Annotated in this window: 12 protein-coding genes and 1 pseudogene; 8 read left to right on the top strand and 5 right to left on the bottom strand. The window is 59.5% G+C overall.

From position 1 onward, the window contains the following. Positions 1 to 219 (top strand): hypothetical protein (locus V7787_RS49145; protein ID WP_336094881.1); only part of this gene is annotated, 219 nt, incomplete at its 5' end. Between the two features lie 75 nt (positions 220 to 294). Here the strand turns inward: V7787_RS49145 and V7787_RS49140 are convergent. Continuing rightward, entirely contained in the window at positions 295 to 1,554 is a 1,260-nt protein-coding gene (locus tag V7787_RS49140; protein ID WP_336094880.1) for a hypothetical protein, read from the bottom strand. A 269-nt stretch (positions 1,555 to 1,823) separates the two neighbouring features. On the opposite strand from V7787_RS49140, the gene V7787_RS49135 reads away from it, so the two are divergent. From V7787_RS49135 to V7787_RS49110, 6 genes are all read left to right on the top strand, one after another. Continuing rightward, positions 1,824 to 2,006 carry a hypothetical protein gene (locus tag V7787_RS49135; protein WP_336094879.1) on the top strand — a complete coding sequence of 61 codons (183 nt, stop codon included), beginning with the start codon at positions 1,824 to 1,826 and terminating at the stop codon, positions 2,004 to 2,006. 604 nt (positions 2,007 to 2,610) lie between these two features. Further along, positions 2,611 to 2,886, top strand: coding sequence for a hypothetical protein (locus V7787_RS49130; RefSeq protein ID WP_336094878.1), 276 nt, complete (start codon positions 2,611 to 2,613; stop codon positions 2,884 to 2,886). A gap of 469 nt (positions 2,887 to 3,355) precedes the next feature. Continuing rightward, entirely contained in the window at positions 3,356 to 4,549 is a 1,194-nt protein-coding gene (locus tag V7787_RS49125) for a dsDNA nuclease domain-containing protein (RefSeq protein ID WP_336094877.1), read from the top strand. A 68-nt stretch (positions 4,550 to 4,617) separates the two neighbouring features. Beyond that, complete coding sequence (locus tag V7787_RS49120; RefSeq protein WP_336094876.1) at positions 4,618 to 6,279, top strand: hypothetical protein; 1,662 nt, start codon at positions 4,618 to 4,620, stop codon at positions 6,277 to 6,279. Positions 6,280 to 7,565: 1,286 nt separating this feature from the next. After that, on the top strand, positions 7,566 to 7,937 hold the full coding sequence (locus V7787_RS49115) for a hypothetical protein (protein ID WP_336094875.1): 372 nt from the start codon (positions 7,566 to 7,568) through the stop codon (positions 7,935 to 7,937). Between the two features lie 36 nt (positions 7,938 to 7,973). Beyond that, positions 7,974 to 8,138 carry a DUF1328 domain-containing protein gene (locus V7787_RS49110; protein WP_336094874.1) on the top strand — a complete coding sequence of 55 codons (165 nt, stop codon included), beginning with the start codon at positions 7,974 to 7,976 and terminating at the stop codon, positions 8,136 to 8,138. A gap of 436 nt (positions 8,139 to 8,574) precedes the next feature. On the opposite strand, the gene V7787_RS49105 is transcribed toward V7787_RS49110, so the two are convergent. From V7787_RS49105 to V7787_RS49090, 4 genes and pseudogenes are all read right to left on the bottom strand, one after another. After that, a complete protein-coding gene (locus V7787_RS49105; RefSeq protein ID WP_336094873.1) occupies positions 8,575 to 9,951 on the bottom strand; it encodes an FAD-binding oxidoreductase in 1,377 nt (458 codons plus the stop codon). Further along, positions 9,938 to 11,026 (bottom strand): GNAT family N-acetyltransferase, encoded by a 1,089-nt coding sequence (locus V7787_RS49100; protein ID WP_336094872.1) that lies wholly within the window; start codon positions 11,024 to 11,026, stop codon positions 9,938 to 9,940. The genes V7787_RS49105 and V7787_RS49100 overlap by 14 nt, the downstream gene beginning before the upstream one ends. A gap of 186 nt (positions 11,027 to 11,212) precedes the next feature. Beyond that, a complete protein-coding gene (locus V7787_RS49095; protein ID WP_336094871.1) occupies positions 11,213 to 11,965 on the bottom strand; it encodes a class I SAM-dependent methyltransferase in 753 nt (250 codons plus the stop codon). 539 nt (positions 11,966 to 12,504) lie between these two features. Further along, positions 12,505 to 13,646: pseudogene (locus tag V7787_RS49090) on the bottom strand (IS3 family transposase). Positions 13,647 to 14,612: 966 nt separating this feature from the next. On the opposite strand from V7787_RS49090, the gene V7787_RS49085 reads away from it, so the two are divergent. Next, positions 14,613 to 16,026: YadA family autotransporter adhesin (locus tag V7787_RS49085; RefSeq protein ID WP_336094870.1), on the top strand; the 1,414-nt coding region annotated here is incomplete at its 3' end.

Here is a 16,026-nt window from a genome sequence, read left to right as displayed (position 1 = left end):
CGCGCCGCCACCCCGCTCGACGCCCTCGAGGTCGGCGAGACCTGGGACGCCCACGACGCCGAGCGCGCGTTCAATTTCGAGCGCCATTGGGCCGCGCTGGTGGCCCGGGCACCGCGGGGGTTACGCGCTCAGTTGCTGCAGATGGAACGGCAGGCGCGGGACACCTCGCCGACCTTCGCGCGGCTCCATCGCTCGATGGAGTGGTTCCGTGACCGCTGAGTATCAAGCCTCGTCATAGCCGGACTTTGTCCAGTGGCGGTTCGTTCGATTCCGTAGGCGAACGCTGTTGGCAATTCAGCTGCGGCGCAACTCTGCGGAGCGGGAGGCGTACCAACGAATGCACTGTTCAGCCGCGATTCTTGCGCACGCTACCAGACCAGCGAGTTGTTCTGGTGGGCACTCTTTTCCTGTAGGGCGGTAATTGGCCTTGGCATGGGCCATCTGATTGCGAGACGCGGACAGAGCGCTGGCGAGCTCTACCATAGAAGCCTTGCGCTGATCGGATGTGCTGGTAGGCCCGATGTTTCGGAGATTGCGCAGAAATTGAGGCGCATGCGATGCCATCGGCGTAGGATCGCAGCAACGCTCAACAGAGAGGCGCAATGCTTCGGCATCACGCGTAAAACTCCGATTTTCCTCGAATAGCATCAGGAGACCATCCATGAACTCCGCATTGGGGCTAAGGGCGTCTCTCGATAGCAGCCGCTTACGAAGATCTTCGTATTGCTTTTCTCGTACCACAGTGGCTGATACGTACTCAATGCACTTGACATAGGCCAGCAAAGACGCCTCACCATTTCCATCGCTATGACCACTATTGAATTCGGAGAGAACGGCGGCAAGCCCGGGCCCCAGGAGTAATGGCCTAAGGTTACGTCCGCGCTCTACTAGGTCACCAATATCCTCATCCTCCGGATACTCGATGTCGTCATCGAAGGGTCTCGGCCATTCGAAGAACTCCAGGCCAAGAGTGGCTTGCAGCTCAAAAAGATAAGCTTGGATTACGGCGTTCGCCTCCTCAGGCGTCGCACCCTGCGCATGAACCACTTCGACGAACACTTCGTCACTTGTCAGTGGTGGATTGTACTTATCGAAAAAAAAGTTTTTGAGAACAATCAGTGCGCCAAAGTGCGGCGATACTGATCGGAGCGACACCGAAGCCGTATGGCCTGCCACCTCGGCGATCACTTTCGCATTTGAGCTTTCGTCGTCATTCATGCGCTCGCAAAACGCCAATGATCGAATGCCCCGCGAGCTCATTCTGACGACGGTCCTTTGACGTGAATGATATGTCAGCCCGTCGAACGTTGTCCTCGGATCGGCGACCTCAATGGGGAGGTCGATGAACTCTTCGACCGAGAGCGAAACGTCTATCTCTGTGCGTGGATAGCCCAACGTCAATTTGCTGGTGGATGTAACGACGACGTCGTCTTCCGAATCGAGCTCAAATTCTGGGTCAAGCTCTATATCGTCTAGATAGACGGAAAAGAAAGAGCCCATTTTGCCAATGGCAGCCCTTAGAGCGGATTCGAGGTCAGGCGGTGCGAAAATCATCGTTGTTTGTGTCTTCGAAGGCCCCTCAAGTCTGACAGAGGTTACCTACCCACACGACAACAACTCCTGCAATCGGTCGCATCCGCGACGGTCCAGTTGCCCTGCTGCGGATTCTGCGCGCGGCTGCGGTCGAGGTGCGCCAAGCCGACACCCCGGGCTGCCCCGCCGTTCTGGCCCCGCTGGACCGTCTGCACGCCGAGGCCGCCCCGCTCCCTCCCCGCCAGCCACGCGCCCGGGCACCGCGCGATCCCCACACCTGAGCCGGCCGCATGCCCCTCCCGATCCGCCGCGCCAAGGCCCGCGCCGCCGTCCTGCTCGACGCCCTCGAAGTCCGCGAGACCAGGGACGTCTCCGACGCCGAGCGTGCCTTCAGTTTCGAGCGCCACCGGGCTGTGCTGGTGGCCCGGGCGCCGCGCGGGTTGCGCGGTCATCTGCTGGACTTGGGACGGTAGGTAAGAGACACCTCGCCGACGTTCGCGCGGCTTCATCGCTCTATGGGCCCGCACTGTGATCTCTGAGTCTCCACCGTCGCCATCGCCGGACTTGATGCAGCGGCGATCCCTGTGATTGTAGGTCTCGATGGGTCTCGCCGATGCGGGGCGTCGAGGCAAAGCGATACTCACTGAACAATTGCCCTTTATCGATGAAGTCTGGTGTACCAACGGTTGGGGTGCCAATCAGGCTTTCGCACTTCGAGATCTGAGGGACTGGAGTCAAGACGTGGCCCATCGTCCTGCCTTGTTTCCTCCCCGGGGTCTTCCACCGGACTAAGGAACGCCCGAGTGAGGATCGGATCAATCCGCTCAACTTGGACTGATGCCCAGGCGCCCCATTGATCCATCTCATCGTCTGGAACGGGCTCGCTCATCGCATCGTCTAGAAGGTGTTCGATTCGTGCCTTCTCTAGCCGCTGCAGTCGTAACCGCTCTTTTCGCCTCGCTTCTTCTTCGCGCTTCCTTTCCTTCTCTATCAGTTCCGCTTTGCGCTCGACCTGGCCGATAGAGACACCACAGTACGTTGGCCTGATTGCAAACCAGCACCATTCAGGAGGGGGTTATGGCGAAGCCGTTGATCGTTTCTTACGACTTGCGACAGCAGGGACAGAACTATAAATGCATCATCGAAAAGCTGAAATCCTATCCAGTGCATTGGCATATGCAAGGATCGGTATGGATACTCGTTACCGATGATAAGGCTTCGCAAGTTCGCGACAACTTGAAAAGCTGCTTGGACGATAACGACAAGCTTTTTGTTGGAAGGCTAAGCGGTGAAGCGGCGTGGCATGGTCACACCGACGAGGCCAACAAGTGGATCAAAAGCATTCTGGCATAGTCTTGCCATCGACACTGGACGCAGTAATGACTTCGGACGGCGGCTTCGACGACAGCGCCGTTCCAGACCACCTTGGTCGAACTCTCCGGCACCGGCGCCGTGTGCGGCTACACTCTGCACGGCCGCGCCGACGGCTACGGCCTGTCGGTGCAGTACGGCGTGCACCAGTGCTGCGGACCCTGCGCGTGGCCGCGGCAGAGGTACGTCTGACCAAGGCCGTCACGTCCCTCGGCCACACCGCGCCCGTTATAATCCGACCCTGATGGAACGGAATCCAGCTTTCAGGAATCTCAAGAAAAAACTCTTGAGATCAATTAGTTAATTAAGCCGGGATGGAAGGCACGTTCTAGTTCATGCCACCAGCACATCTAAGGGAATCTCCGAGGTCGTATTTTTTGCTTTTTTGGCCTCAGGAATTGCATACGCCTTGCAATGCGCTACTCTTCGAATAAGGGAGCGGGGGGAACGCATGACGGACCTATCAGGTGACCAACAGCACAAGCCGGATGCTCTTGAGCTGCTGCTTCGAGACAAGCCAACCGACGAGAAGACGGGCGCAAACGCCACTCTCGGATTTACCTACCAACAATGGTGGGGGGCTTTGGCGGTAGCAGAATTGCTCGCAAGCAACGAAGACTTTGCTGTTGGCATGGAAGTCAAAGAAGACGTGGCGCTTCTGGACTCTGCCGACTCACCCACAGCTGTCGAGTTCTGCCAGATAAAGAAGAACGAGCAAACGGGCGGGTGGAAGCTGAAGGACCTCAGGACGGAAGGCCGACAGCGCAAGGATAAGACGCGAGATGCGTCGCCTCTAGCGAAGCTCTACAAGCGCAGGAGTGAATTTTCAGGCCACCCCACGAAGCTTCGCTTTATCTCGAATGTTGGAGTGAAGGTTTCGCTCAAAGAGGCAGAAGATGTCTTTGTTAACAAGTGCCAATTGTCGGAATTGGCGGCTAGCCAGCAAGATGAACTCCGGGAGCACCTTGGAAAGCAGTTGGGCATTGCAGCGGCAGCCCTCGACTTGAGCGACTTCGCAATTCATCGCAGCGATCTACCACTTGGGCAGCAACACGTCTTCCTTGCTGGAAAACTTGCGGAACTCAGTGAGAGCGGGAAGCTTCCATTCGATTTGAAACAGCCAAACGTTGCGGCGCGCGTCCTGGCATCCGTACTGCAATCTAAGGCATCGAACACCGGCTACGCGTCGAACTTTGCCGAGTTAAAGATGAGACTGCTCTCGCGGAGCGAAGCCGTTCAAGCCCTCGCCAACGTCGCCGGAGCAAAGCCTCAAATCGGCGAAGTTCTGGATGGAGCCATTGCTCGGCTTCACGCCGAGACGCATCCATTCCAAGCGGTCAGAGCGATCCAAGCCGAGCGCGTGACTGTACTCGCCCATGCCGTCGATCGGACAAACAATCAACTGAAGCAGTGCGTCTCAGTCTTTGCGACGCAAGTTGACGACGTTCTGGCTGCGTCGGCTGAAGCCAAGCTGGGGGAACTCATGAACAAGTTGGTGCAAGCTGGCCTCTCCGCAAACGCCTCCGTATTCGCCGGGCTCAAGCCTGGATACATGAATGCGGTGGCCCTATTGGTGCTAAACGATGGAATCGAAATCGACGTACTCCATATTGCGGCTCATCCGAAATCTGAGGCTCAAGCATGAGCCGGAAAGTCACCTTCAAGACGCTCTTCTTGATATCGCAGCGAGACGCGAGCGCTCGGAGGCTAGACTTGTCCGAGCAGACCCTCCTTCTCGGCTCGAACGGGACAGGGAAATCGAGAATCACTAAGAACCTCTTCTGGGTCTTTGGCTGCAATCCACCCAAGCGCAACGTCGGCAATTGGGACGCCGAAACCATTGGGGCGCTTGAGTTCTCCTTTGACGGCAAGGATTACTTTGTATTGCGCCAAGGGAACCGCTTGGGGCTGTTCCTTGATGGGCAGCTGCTTTTTGGCGCGCAGAAGATGAGCGATTGGAGCCGACATATAGCCCGCATATTTGGCTACCACCTCCAGCTTCCTCGCCACAAAGGCGATCACTTCGATCAAGCAGGGATGGAGTACCTTACTCTCCCGTTTTACATGGACCAAGACGGCAGTTGGGGTGCGAGTTGGGACACTTATGAAAACCTCGGCCAATTCAAAGCCTGGAAGAAGCCCACGTTCGAGTCCTTCATCGGGCTCAAGCCCAACGCATACTTCGAAGCGAAGCGGAAGCAAGACGAGCTATCCATCGTCTTGAACGAGAAGCGCAGGGAGCTGGATGCTCAAACCGCAGCCTTCCGGCGAGTCGAAGAGATTCTCCCGGGAGACGTACCGACTCTAGACCCGCAGGCCTTCAGGGACGAACTGGCAGAGCTTGGCAGGAAAGCAACTGACGCCTACAAGCTCCAGGTAAAGACGCGCGCGAAGTTGCTCACTGTGATGGGCACGCGTGAACAGATGCGGGCAGAATTACAACTAGCTGGAGCAGCCCACAAAGAATTGAACTCGGACATCGTCTATCTGTCCGACCTGCCGCCCGGACCTATCGAGTGCCCCACCTGCGGCGTCCAGCACGAAAACTCATTCCATGCGCGACTCACGCTATCGCAAGATGCGGACACGATGGCTGCTCTTGTCGCAGAGCTCCAAACCCGCTCAGCTGAGCTGAGGACCGAAGAGGAAAGCATCCGATCACAGCTTTCTGAGATCGCAAGGACCATCGCCGATTTTGATCGCACGACACATGAGCGTAAGGCAGACCTTGCACTTAGCGAAGTTCTCGCCGCCCAAAGTCGGCGCACCCTAGACGAGGCTTTTCACCGGGTAGCAATGGAAATAAAGGTCAATCTCACAGACCTTGAGGCTCAAGAGCGGGAGCTAAAGGCTCGCGCTAAACAATTCCTCGATAAACATCGCATCAAGACTGTCCAGGACTACTTTTCCAACGCTGTTGCCACGTTCTCACACACACTTAATGTGCCAAGCGATGAGCAAGTCTCCAAGGTTGTGCCGGGGGATCGCGCTGAGGCTGGGGGAAGTTCCGCCCCACGCTCCATGCTTGCCGTCCACCTCGGGCTCCTGAGCACAAACGCCGAGTATGGGGATTGTCCGTTGTTCCCGTTTGTCATGGATACGCCACAACAGTCCGGCCAAGACGAGAAAAATCTCCGGAAGATGATCGAGGTCGCGGGACGTGCGGCCAGCGCGAACCATCAAGTGGTCCTGGCAATCGAGACCCTCCCGGCTGACCTCGACATTTCCAGATTTGCGGTTGTCGCATTCGAGAAGAGCCACGGTGCTCTATTGAAGGATGACTTCCCTGCAGTTGCTGGGGTCATTCGTGGCCCTCTCACATTACTCAATGAAGCACTGGCGTTTGAGGGACGCTCCAGAAAACAAGGTGGCTGAGCTAGCGTCTAGGACGCCAAAGGTTCACATCCCGGGGCGATCCATAGGCAGCTAACGCTAGGCAGGAACCGCAACGTGTCTGAACTCGATCACATTTGTGTTGCCTGCTTTTAAGGGGTCGTATCTGGACTCTATCATCGCCTCTACCGGCACCACTGTCAGTGCAGCATGGCATGCACGAGGCTCTGGTAGCGCTACCCGAGGAGGCGCCCGCCGCTTCGTCCGCCTCGATACCGCTCTCATTCTGCTGCGCACCTTGCGCGCGGCTGGGGTCGAGGTGCGTGTAGCCGACACAAGGCCATCTCTGCGCGGAACCCCGCCGGCCGTGCCGCTCGCCAGGGAGCGGCGAGATACCCACGCCTTAGCCGTCCAACTGCCCCTCGGTCCGCCGCGCCAAGATGTGAACCGCTGCCTGCCGAACGTCTTTAGGTCGGCGTGACCTAGCACGCCCATGACGCCGAGCATGCGTTGCATTTCCGGCGCCATTGACCCTCGCTGGTCGCGCGCCCCGCGGAGTGTACTTTCACTTTACGGCAACGTGTCGTCGCAGGCCCCGTTGCATCGATAACTGCGGCCTATTGTTCCTGTAGGCGGCTTTCCGTGAACCTACCAGTTCGAATCCGGGAGCCGTGGGCGCGGCCAAATTGGAAACAAAAATTCCAGCCAGCTAGGCGTCTGACCACCAGACCGAAACTTCGCAGAATTCCACGATATGTCCGACGGCCGCGCCCTATCATTTCCTCATAGCCACTAATCACCTTTGCGGGGTGGATGCAGCGACGCCCATTTGCCTGGCCGCCGTCACGCACCGAGCTGGGCGCGCGCTCGGACATAACGTCTTCTTACGCGAAGTCACGGGCAGGGCCACCAAGCCCAACACGATCAGACCCAGAAGGATAAGCACCGCGAACGCAAAGGGCGCAACCCGAACCAGAGCGACCACAACCGAAGCGATCAGAGCAGCAAGGCGGATGCAATCCGAATCGCTGAGCGCCCGATTTAGCGACGCAATCCGCTCTACCACGAACTCGCCGCACTGACGCCATCAGACGCCGAGCCGACAGGGTGTCGATCCAATGGATTCAGACCGACGAGTCTGTTTGCAGCAGTGCGTTGCGCCCCTAAACCGTGAGCCTTATCTCTAAATTAGACTGAAGAATTCAGACTAATTGCGAAGCTCGTTCCATCTTCACGAAATTCACGTTTCGCCCACGCTGCCTTCCCTACGTTCAGCTTCCCCAGGGGTGCCCCCCTAATCCACTGGAACGAGGCTGCTAACGATGGGAATGCACGCATACGAGACCGATCGCCAGACCGCTCTTGTTGTAGATGCCGACGCCGAGATGGCGCACTGGCGCGCGCGCTACAAAGACCTGCCTCACTGCCGACAGATGCGCTGGGACGACGTCAAACCTGCGCTTCAACTCGGCATCGACGCCTGCCTGAAGGCCAACGGCCGAGACGTCGTTGAAATGCTGGAGGAACTGGAAGCTCGCTACCGCCGTACCGGTAAGGAGTCCCGCCTGGACTGGTTCCATGCGCGAGAGGTCGTCGCGGCTGTTTGGGTTCGCATCTGGGATCAGAACAAGTCCAAGGAAGAGCGGCTCGCGGCATTCGCCGCGGCGCCTAGCAAGTCCGTCGGCCTGCGCGCCAGCTAATCGCCGTGCGCAAACGAAAACTCTAGGAGGTAGCTCATGCTCCACTACGCATTGATCTTCTTGGTCATCGCACTGATTGCCGGTGTACTCGGCTTCACCGGAATCGCAGGCGCCGCGAGCCAGATCGCCTGGATCTTGTTCGTTGTGTTCCTGATCCTCGCCGTCATTTCGTTCTTCCGCGGCCGCCGCCCTCCGGTGTGAAGCAAGGGCGCCCCGAAGTCGGTAAGGCCACGCCGATGACTACAGCGTCGGCTGCTGGCACGGCGAGTATTCTCTTGCTCGCTGCGCCAGCAGTTCTTGCTGTTCCAGACACCCGCGCCTCAAGCGATGAATCCGAAAAGCAGTCCGCTTGAATCCCGAATGGATCGGCTGACTGTCCTCGGCAATTCTGCTCGCCACCTTGCGGCGCCAGATCGTGAAACAAGTCAGCGCAGCCGCCGCTCAGAGCGATCGGCGTGGTGTTATCTCGGCTGCGCGGCAGGCCTCGTTCAGCGGCTTCCGGCGTTCGCCCGCCGCCTCCTTCGAGCGCCTGCGTTGACAGGGCGCACCTGGGACGCGGTCAAGTTCGACCTATCGAACCTTTCTCGCGGTCCAAACGACGCAATGGCGAACAGCCCACGCGAGCGTGCCGTTGCTTTCACGGCAGCGGTATATCGAATACGCGGTCGGGATCTCTCCGGTCCCGCACCGCGCGCAACCGCGCCCAGGCTTCGGCAGAGAAGCACCGGCTCAGCGCAGCCGAGCGTTGCTCCAGGTCGAACTCGTTGATGTAGCACCCCGTCGACGAAGGCTCCAGCGCGTCGTACAGCGACTTCAGCCAGATCCGGTTGCGCTCGTCGTCGGCCGCTTCGTTCCACTGCGCATAAGTGGACACGAAGAAATCGCCGGATACCGAGAATGCGCCGTCCAGGGCGGCGCAAGGCGGGCGGCGAATCATCAACGCCGCTGTCGATGGCGACGGCCTGCGCGCGAAGCGTTCGAGCAACAGCCGCGCTGCGTGCGCGCCATCGTCGGTGACGATGTTGTCCGCGCGATAGCGCTTGCCGAGCATCATCGCGTCGGTTTGCCGATAGATCGTCTCGAAGCCGACCGCAGTTCCGCCCGTGGCCGATACCTCGAGCATCGGCGAGGCCGCCGACAACAGCTGCCGATGCATCCGTTCGGCCTCATCGGCGCTGTCGCAGAAGGCCGTAGCGCTCAGTTGCACCGCCACTTCCCCGGTTTCGGCCGAATCGGCGACGCCGCCGACGACCAGCATGACCTGAAGCGCGGGATCGATCGCCGACGCCGCGATGGACCTCGTCAGCTCGGCGAGCCGGTCCGGAAGCACGCGGTGAACGTAGCTCCTGATCACACGCGGTTGCCTCTGGCACCGCACATGAAATCTGGTCACCACGAAGAACGTGCAAGGCCCGGCGCCTCGCGCCGCCCACAACACGTCGCTGTGGCGCTGGCTGTCCGCCCGCAACACTTCGCCGTCGGCGGTCACCACATCGACCGCGACGATGCCGTTCGCGCTCATGCCTCCCCACCCATCGCAATTGATTCCAAGACCGCCGCCCAAGAGAAAGCCGCCCAATCCCACCCCGCCGCCGTGACCGGTCGGAAACGCCAGTGCGTGCCGCGCCAGCGCCTGCGTCAGCTGTGCGGCCGTGACGCCGGGGCCTGCCATCGCCAGGTTCCGCTCCGGATCTATCTTCAATTCGTCGAGCAACGACAGATCCAGCAAGATGCCGTTGTCGCGCAAGAAACAACCGGCGTAGCTGTGTCCGCTGCCTTTCACGCTGACAGTCAGGCCGTGCGATCGAGCGAAGCGGATCGTGTCGACCACATCGACGATGCAGGTGGCGCGAACGATGTATTCGGGGTAGCGGCCGAACTTGCGCCGGTTCCAAGCGGCGGCGCTGTGCCAGCTCGCGTACTCGGCGTGGTGCCTGGAGCGGACCTTGCCTTCAAGGCTGCGCTCGAACACCCGATAGTCGTCGGCAGACGATTCGCACTTATTCGGTTCCATGAACGGGCTCCTTCGCGGCTTGCATGACGGTCGCCCGGGTCCGCCGAGGCATCGGCGGCGACTCGGCGGTCAGCGCGTACAGCGGCACAGGCCTTAGGCCCAGCCGCAGCTTGATGCGCTCGTTCAAGCGCCCCGCCTCGACCACGGGCAGGCCCAGTTCGAACGCGTGCCGGTAGGCGTGGGCGAAGGCGATCGTATAAGGGCTGAAATCGGTCTTGTCGTAACGCATTCCCGCCGACCACACGCAGAAGAAATGCTTGTCGACCAGGCAAATGAGTCCGCCCGCCAATTCGCCGTCTTGTTCGATCAGGCACAGGCGGATCAGATCGCCGCACAACCGAACGAACCGGATCAGCTCCGGGGCCGGAAAATACTGCGGCGTGCCGTTGCGCGCAGTGGTTTGCTGGCACAGCCCGGCCAATTGTTCGAGCCTGTCGTCGAACGGCGGCGACAGCATGCGCGCGGTCGCGCCGCTGACTTCGAACTTGCGCAACTGGCGATTCATCTCGCGGCGCCCGGGCGCGGGAAAGGCGGCCACCAAGGCTTCGAATCCGGAATGCTCGGTCAGATCCAGAAGGTATCTGTCGACGACCGGGTTGGCATGCATGCGATGGTTCGCGGCGTGGCGAACCAGTTCCGGGTCGGCTACGTTCAGCAAGCCGAAGTAACGCGCATTGGCGGCGGCGGCGAGCGAGGACAATCGATCCATCAGCGGCGCGAAAACTTGCGCCCTGGAAACGGTGGATACGATTCCGCTGTTGAAGCAGTGCATGACATGGCTGAACAAACCGAGCTCGCCGTTTTCGCCAGACAGATTCGCCCTTCGCGCCAGCAAGCCGAACGGATCGACCACCGACACGCGCTGCAGATAAGCGGGCAGGAACGCGACCGGTTCGCCGCGGTCCTTGGCCAACAGATAGTAGGGACGGATCAGCTGCAACAACGGCGAGCGTTCGGCGGCGTCGAGAAAACGCCAGTCGTAGAACACCGACGCGCCGCTGGCCTGGTGGAATCCCTGGTAGTCGATGCGGTCGAGACTGCCGATCGAATCCAGAACTTCTATCGTGATGGACACCCGATCACCTCGATGGTTGTTTGCCGAGCGCTCGGCGGCGCCGAGATCTGTTCTGGAAGCGGTTTTTTTGCTCGCCCACGGCCGCGGCGCGCAGCGCAACGCGCGCATCGATTCGGTCGGGGGCGATTTATCCGGGCCGCCCGTGCCTTGACCGGTGCGTCTACCGCACCGGCAACGGTGGAAGGCCTAGGCTTTGACGCATTCGACGATCGCCGCGTGAGGCCTATCGAGGTAGGCCTGCAATTCCGCTGGAACTTGCGAGACATCGACCCGATCGTCCAAACCGGGCAACGTCCATTCCACCGACTCTGCGCCCGCAGAGCGCAAGGCCGATTCGATCGATTCGGCGGACCAATACCATGCGTGTACGCTCGCGATGTGCTGCCGATAGCGCAGGTCCAACAGCAGCCGTCCACCGTCTTGGTGGGGCCGATCCGGCCGATCGGGAGTCAGCGTGAACCCGCAAGCTTGGTAGTACGCCGGTTCCGGATCGAAATTGGGATGTATCGGCAGTGCGACCAATCTTCCGCCGGAACGAAGCGGCGCCATCATGTCCGCGCACATGCTCGCCAGTTCGGCGCGCGAGGTTGCATAAGGCAAGACATACACGGCCAACACCAGATCGAACGCACCGCGATCGGACGGCGTCAGCGCGGACCTGAACTCGATTTCGACGTTCTCGATGCGCGCCGTGTTTCGCGCGTATCCCAACATGCCTTCGGCCAGATCGTAGCCCAGAACCCGATTCGCTCCCGCCGCCTTCAGCAGCCGCGAGTAGAAGCCACTTCCGCAGCCGAAATCGACGACATCGAGCGAGTCGACATCGCCAACGGCCCGCTTCACGCTCGGCGTTTCTATCCACTTGCGGAATGGCCATGTGGCCATGTCCTCGTAGAGAGCGCCGAGTCGATCGAACTGATCTGCTTCCTGCTTCGCCATGGCAGCGACTCCGTCTCGCCGACCCCGATGGCCCGGCGTTGCGCAATTGTTCTGCGCGAAAACGCGCCGAACCGAGCTTGACGTCATGGTTTCCGCACTCCCCTGCAGCGAATACTAATTTCGCCAAACAGATCGCGAACGCGCTCGCTAGCGAATTGATTTTTTTCGCTCTCTATTCTCTTTCCGAACAGGATTCAGCGCCCGTTTTAATCTGTACAAAATTGGAAGACACCGTCACTGGTAAGAAGTTCTTGGCGACGATAACTTTCACCGAATCGCGTGTTATATACGCGACTTTCCCGCCGCCGATACAGACAAGAATTTGCCTGAGAACAACGTTCAGACAGGCCTCATCGATACCGCAATGTCGATCCAGAAACAGCTGCGGAAACGGGCGAAAATAGAATATCGGGGATTCAGGCGGGATACCGAAAAGCTCGCACACCGCTTAAAAACAACATTTTTTCATTCACAAGTTCGCATATTTTTCGCAGGTATTCAACTATCCATTTAATCGCCCAGTTTTTTGTAGACAGTCGTCAGCCGTTTAGTGCATGCCGCTTTTCAAGCTCTATCGGGGACAGGCCATCGTTTGAACTGTGCCGCCGCTTAGGGTTGTAGAACAGCTCGATGTAGTCGAACACATCGCCCCGCGCATCGGCGTGGGTGCTGTAGATCCGTTGCTTGATGCGCTCGCGCTTGAGTAACTGGAAGAAAATTTCCATAGCCGCATTCTCGTGACAGTTTCCACGCCGGCTCATGCTGCACACGATGCCATGAGCCTTCAGGAAACTTTTCCAGTCTTCGCTGGTGAACTGACTGCCTTGATCCGAGTGCAGGAGCAGTCCCGGTTCGGGTTTGCGACGCCACACCGCCGCCAACAACGCTTGTAGCACCAAGTCGGTATGTTGCGTCGGCCGCGTGGCCCAACCTACGACCTGGCGTGAGAACAGGTCGAGCACGACGGCCAAGTACAAGAAGCCTTCGTAGGTGCGGATGTAGGTGATGTCGGTGACCCAGGCCCGATTGGGTTCCTGCGCCGAAAATGTGCGCGCCAAGACGTTGTTGGCCACCGCGCCGATCGGTCCGCTCAGCGGCCGCGGACGTCGTCCGTAACCCTCCATGGCGCGCAACCCCTCTTGCTTCATCAGACGTGCAACGCGGTGTTTGCTGCATGTCTGGCCCAGCTCGCGCAGGTCCTTAGTGATCTTGCGATGACCGTATATCGATCCGCTTTCCAGCCAACTGTGCTTGACCAAGCCAAGCAAGCGTTGATCGTCGCGCGCGCGAACACTGGTCGGCTCGCGAAGCCATGCGTAGTAGCCGCTGCGGTGCACGTTCAACACGCGGCACATGGCCGCCAGTCCGAACTCGTCGGCGTGCTGCTTCATGAAGGCGTACTTCACCTTTACCCCTTAGCAAAGTACGCGGCGGCTTTTTTAAGGATGTCTCGTTCTTCAGTGACCCGGCGCAGTTCCGCCTTCAGGCGACGCACTTCCGCGTTCTGGTCGCTTTCGACGCAGCGAACCACGGCGCCCTTTCCTTGCTGCCGTCGCCAGCCGTACAGGCTGTGCACCGATACGCCCAGGCGCTCGGCCACTTCGGCCACCGGCCGACCGTACTCCACGATCTGACGGACCGCTTCGATCTTGAGTTCATCGGTGTACCGCTTCGCGCTCATAGCCACCTCCACTTGAGCCATAGTCTATGGCTGCGAGATGTCTACGGAACCGTGGGCGATTCACTTAGGGTTTGACTTCCGATTCCCGACTCACTTCAGAGCCGGCCTAGTGCCACAGCTCTCGTGGTCGGCAATCTCCAGAGCGATTCGTCGCAGCCATAAAACCTGAACCAAACATTTACCGGACTTTACCAGTTTCGATGTCTATTCGTCACATCAGGTCGCGGACTTCATCGCGTTTCAATATACGAGCTCATCAAGTATCGAGAACCTGACGGACCGATCAACGGTTGAAATACCAAGTGCGACTTGACGAAGCATCGAATAAGCCTCCGCTATATCTTTGGAAAAAAATAGCTAAATTCAGATGAAATAGGTGCACTGTTTCGAGATGGCATACGCGCAGCTGCATTCCCGATAAGCGGTTGTTACAAGCCGATGCGCGCAGCGTAAGTTCTTCACACCTACAGCCCCCCTGAACTCATTACCCATGTCGTCTTGCAGTAATCGCTCGGCCACACCTGTTAATCGCACCAATGAAATTCTCCGACGCGTGGCAATCCAAACCGCTGGGGAGCATCCGCGCTTGCAACGCACCTTGGAAATACCATCGACTAGTCAGACGCGAGTATTCCGACGTTACGTTTTTGCAATGAATTCGCGTTGCTGGCATCGCCACTCCGAACTCTTAATCTGACCTCCACAGAGCAGCGAAGCGGCTGGAGCGGGCGACCGTCGATACGGTCGGAATTGCTCGAACTCACGAACGGCCTAAACCAGTTAGCCCACCGGCGACGCATCGGCGTTCAAACACCAAGCATACGGCTCGCCTTTACCGGCGCTGCTACCGAGGGCGGATGTCAGCTCGAGAAAGCCGATATCCAAACTTAAAGACGAGCGCATGCGGGAACCGACCCGTGGCCCATCAATGGGCGGCCTCGACAATCAACTGAGCAGAGGTTATTGATGAATACGATCTATCGGATAGTTTGGAGTAAGAACTCGGAGACATTGGCGGTAGCGTCCCAACTGGCGAGCGGCCGGAAAAAGAGTACGCGCTCTGTAATTTCTGCCTTACTCGTGTTGGCCACTGCTGGTTTCATGTCGGGCAGCGCGCTGGCGGCGGATGTAGCTTGTACTAACGACGACGGCACCAACGGAAGAATACAGTGCGGCAACGGTGCGGATGCTAGGGCCGATAACGCGAGTGCGTACGGCAACGGCGCGAGAGCGACGGGCGGTCAATCTACGGCAATCGGCGATCAAACATTGTCTCAAGGCGTTCTGAGCACGGCGATCGGTGCGGGCGCCGCCAGTATCGGAAACAATTCGACCGCGATCGGGTTCCAGTCGAAATCCGGCGGCGTCAACGCCACCGCACTCGGCAAGGGCGCCAACGCGGACGGCAACGGCTCGGTGGCGGTGGGTGGTAACGCCACGGCCAGCGCTACCGCCAGCGGAATGGATTCGATCGCGATCGGCGCGCAATCCTCGATCGCCGCCGAGGCGGTCTCAGGCATCGCCATGGGCCGCGGCGCTCAGATCAGTGCCGCCGCCCTCTACGGTATCGCCTTGGGCGACGGTGCCGCCGCCTCCGCGGAGGGCGCAATGGCGATGGGGTCGCGTTCGGTCGCCAATCACGCCAACTCGGTCGCGATCGGTGCTAGTTCGGCGACCACGGTCGGCGCGCAGAGCGGCTACGATGCGGCTTATGTCGGCAGCAGCGATTCGACCGGCCAAGTGCAGGTCGGTGGGCGCACCATTGGCGGCGTAGCCGCCGGCTTGGCGAGCGACGACGCGGTCAACGTATCCCAGTTGCAGGCAGGTGTGGCGAACGCCGTCAATCAAGCCAACACCTATACCGACAATCGCGTGAACGAAGCGATCGATGAGGCCAAGAGCTACACCGACAACCGTGTCAACGAGGTGGCCGGCAACATCGCTCAGTCTGACAGCCGGATCACCGCGCTCGAGGGCGACGTCACCAACGTCAAGAACGGTTCGACAGGTTTATTCCAGGTCAGCCAGGACAATATCGCTGCGCCGACTGCGACGGGCAACAATGCGGCTGCGGGCGGCGCCGGCGCGACTGCCTCGGGCAACAACAGCACCGCGCTGGGTAATGGCGCCAGAGCGTTGGCGAGCAACGCTGTCGCGCTCGGCAACAACTCGGTGGCCGATCAGGCCAATACGGTCTCCGTAGGCGGCGTGGGCAACGAGCGCCGCGTGACCAATGTGGCGGCCGGTACAGTGCCGACCGACGCGGCGAATGTCGGCCAGTTGAACAACGGTCTGTCGAGCAATCTCGAACAATCCAAGCAGTACACCGACCGCAGCATGGAATCGCTCAAGCGGGACGCATGGAGCATGGCCCGTGAGG

This window comes from Pseudomonas sp. CGJS7 (assembly GCF_036961695.1).
The sequence above is the reverse complement of the archived record's forward strand: the minus strand, read 5'-3'. Positions and strand labels throughout refer to the sequence as shown.

What these genes read in the sequence shown, in the direction of transcription:
- V7787_RS49140 (WP_336094880.1), bottom strand. Translation starts at nt 1,554, where the DNA reads ATGATTTTCGCACCGCCTGACCTCGAATCCGCTCTAAGGGCTGCCATT.
- V7787_RS49135 (WP_336094879.1), top strand. Translation starts at nt 1,824, where the DNA reads ATGCCCCTCCCGATCCGCCGCGCCAAGGCCCGCGCCGCCGTCCTGCTC.
- V7787_RS49130 (WP_336094878.1), top strand. Translation starts at nt 2,611, where the DNA reads ATGGCGAAGCCGTTGATCGTTTCTTACGACTTGCGACAGCAGGGACAG.
- V7787_RS49125 (WP_336094877.1), top strand. Translation starts at nt 3,356, where the DNA reads ATGACGGACCTATCAGGTGACCAACAGCACAAGCCGGATGCTCTTGAG.
- V7787_RS49115 (WP_336094875.1), top strand. Translation starts at nt 7,566, where the DNA reads ATGCACGCATACGAGACCGATCGCCAGACCGCTCTTGTTGTAGATGCC.
- V7787_RS49110 (WP_336094874.1), top strand. Translation starts at nt 7,974, where the DNA reads ATGCTCCACTACGCATTGATCTTCTTGGTCATCGCACTGATTGCCGGT.
- V7787_RS49105 (WP_336094873.1), bottom strand. Translation starts at nt 9,951, where the DNA reads ATGGAACCGAATAAGTGCGAATCGTCTGCCGACGACTATCGGGTGTTC.
- V7787_RS49095 (WP_336094871.1), bottom strand. Translation starts at nt 11,965, where the DNA reads ATGGCGAAGCAGGAAGCAGATCAGTTCGATCGACTCGGCGCTCTCTAC.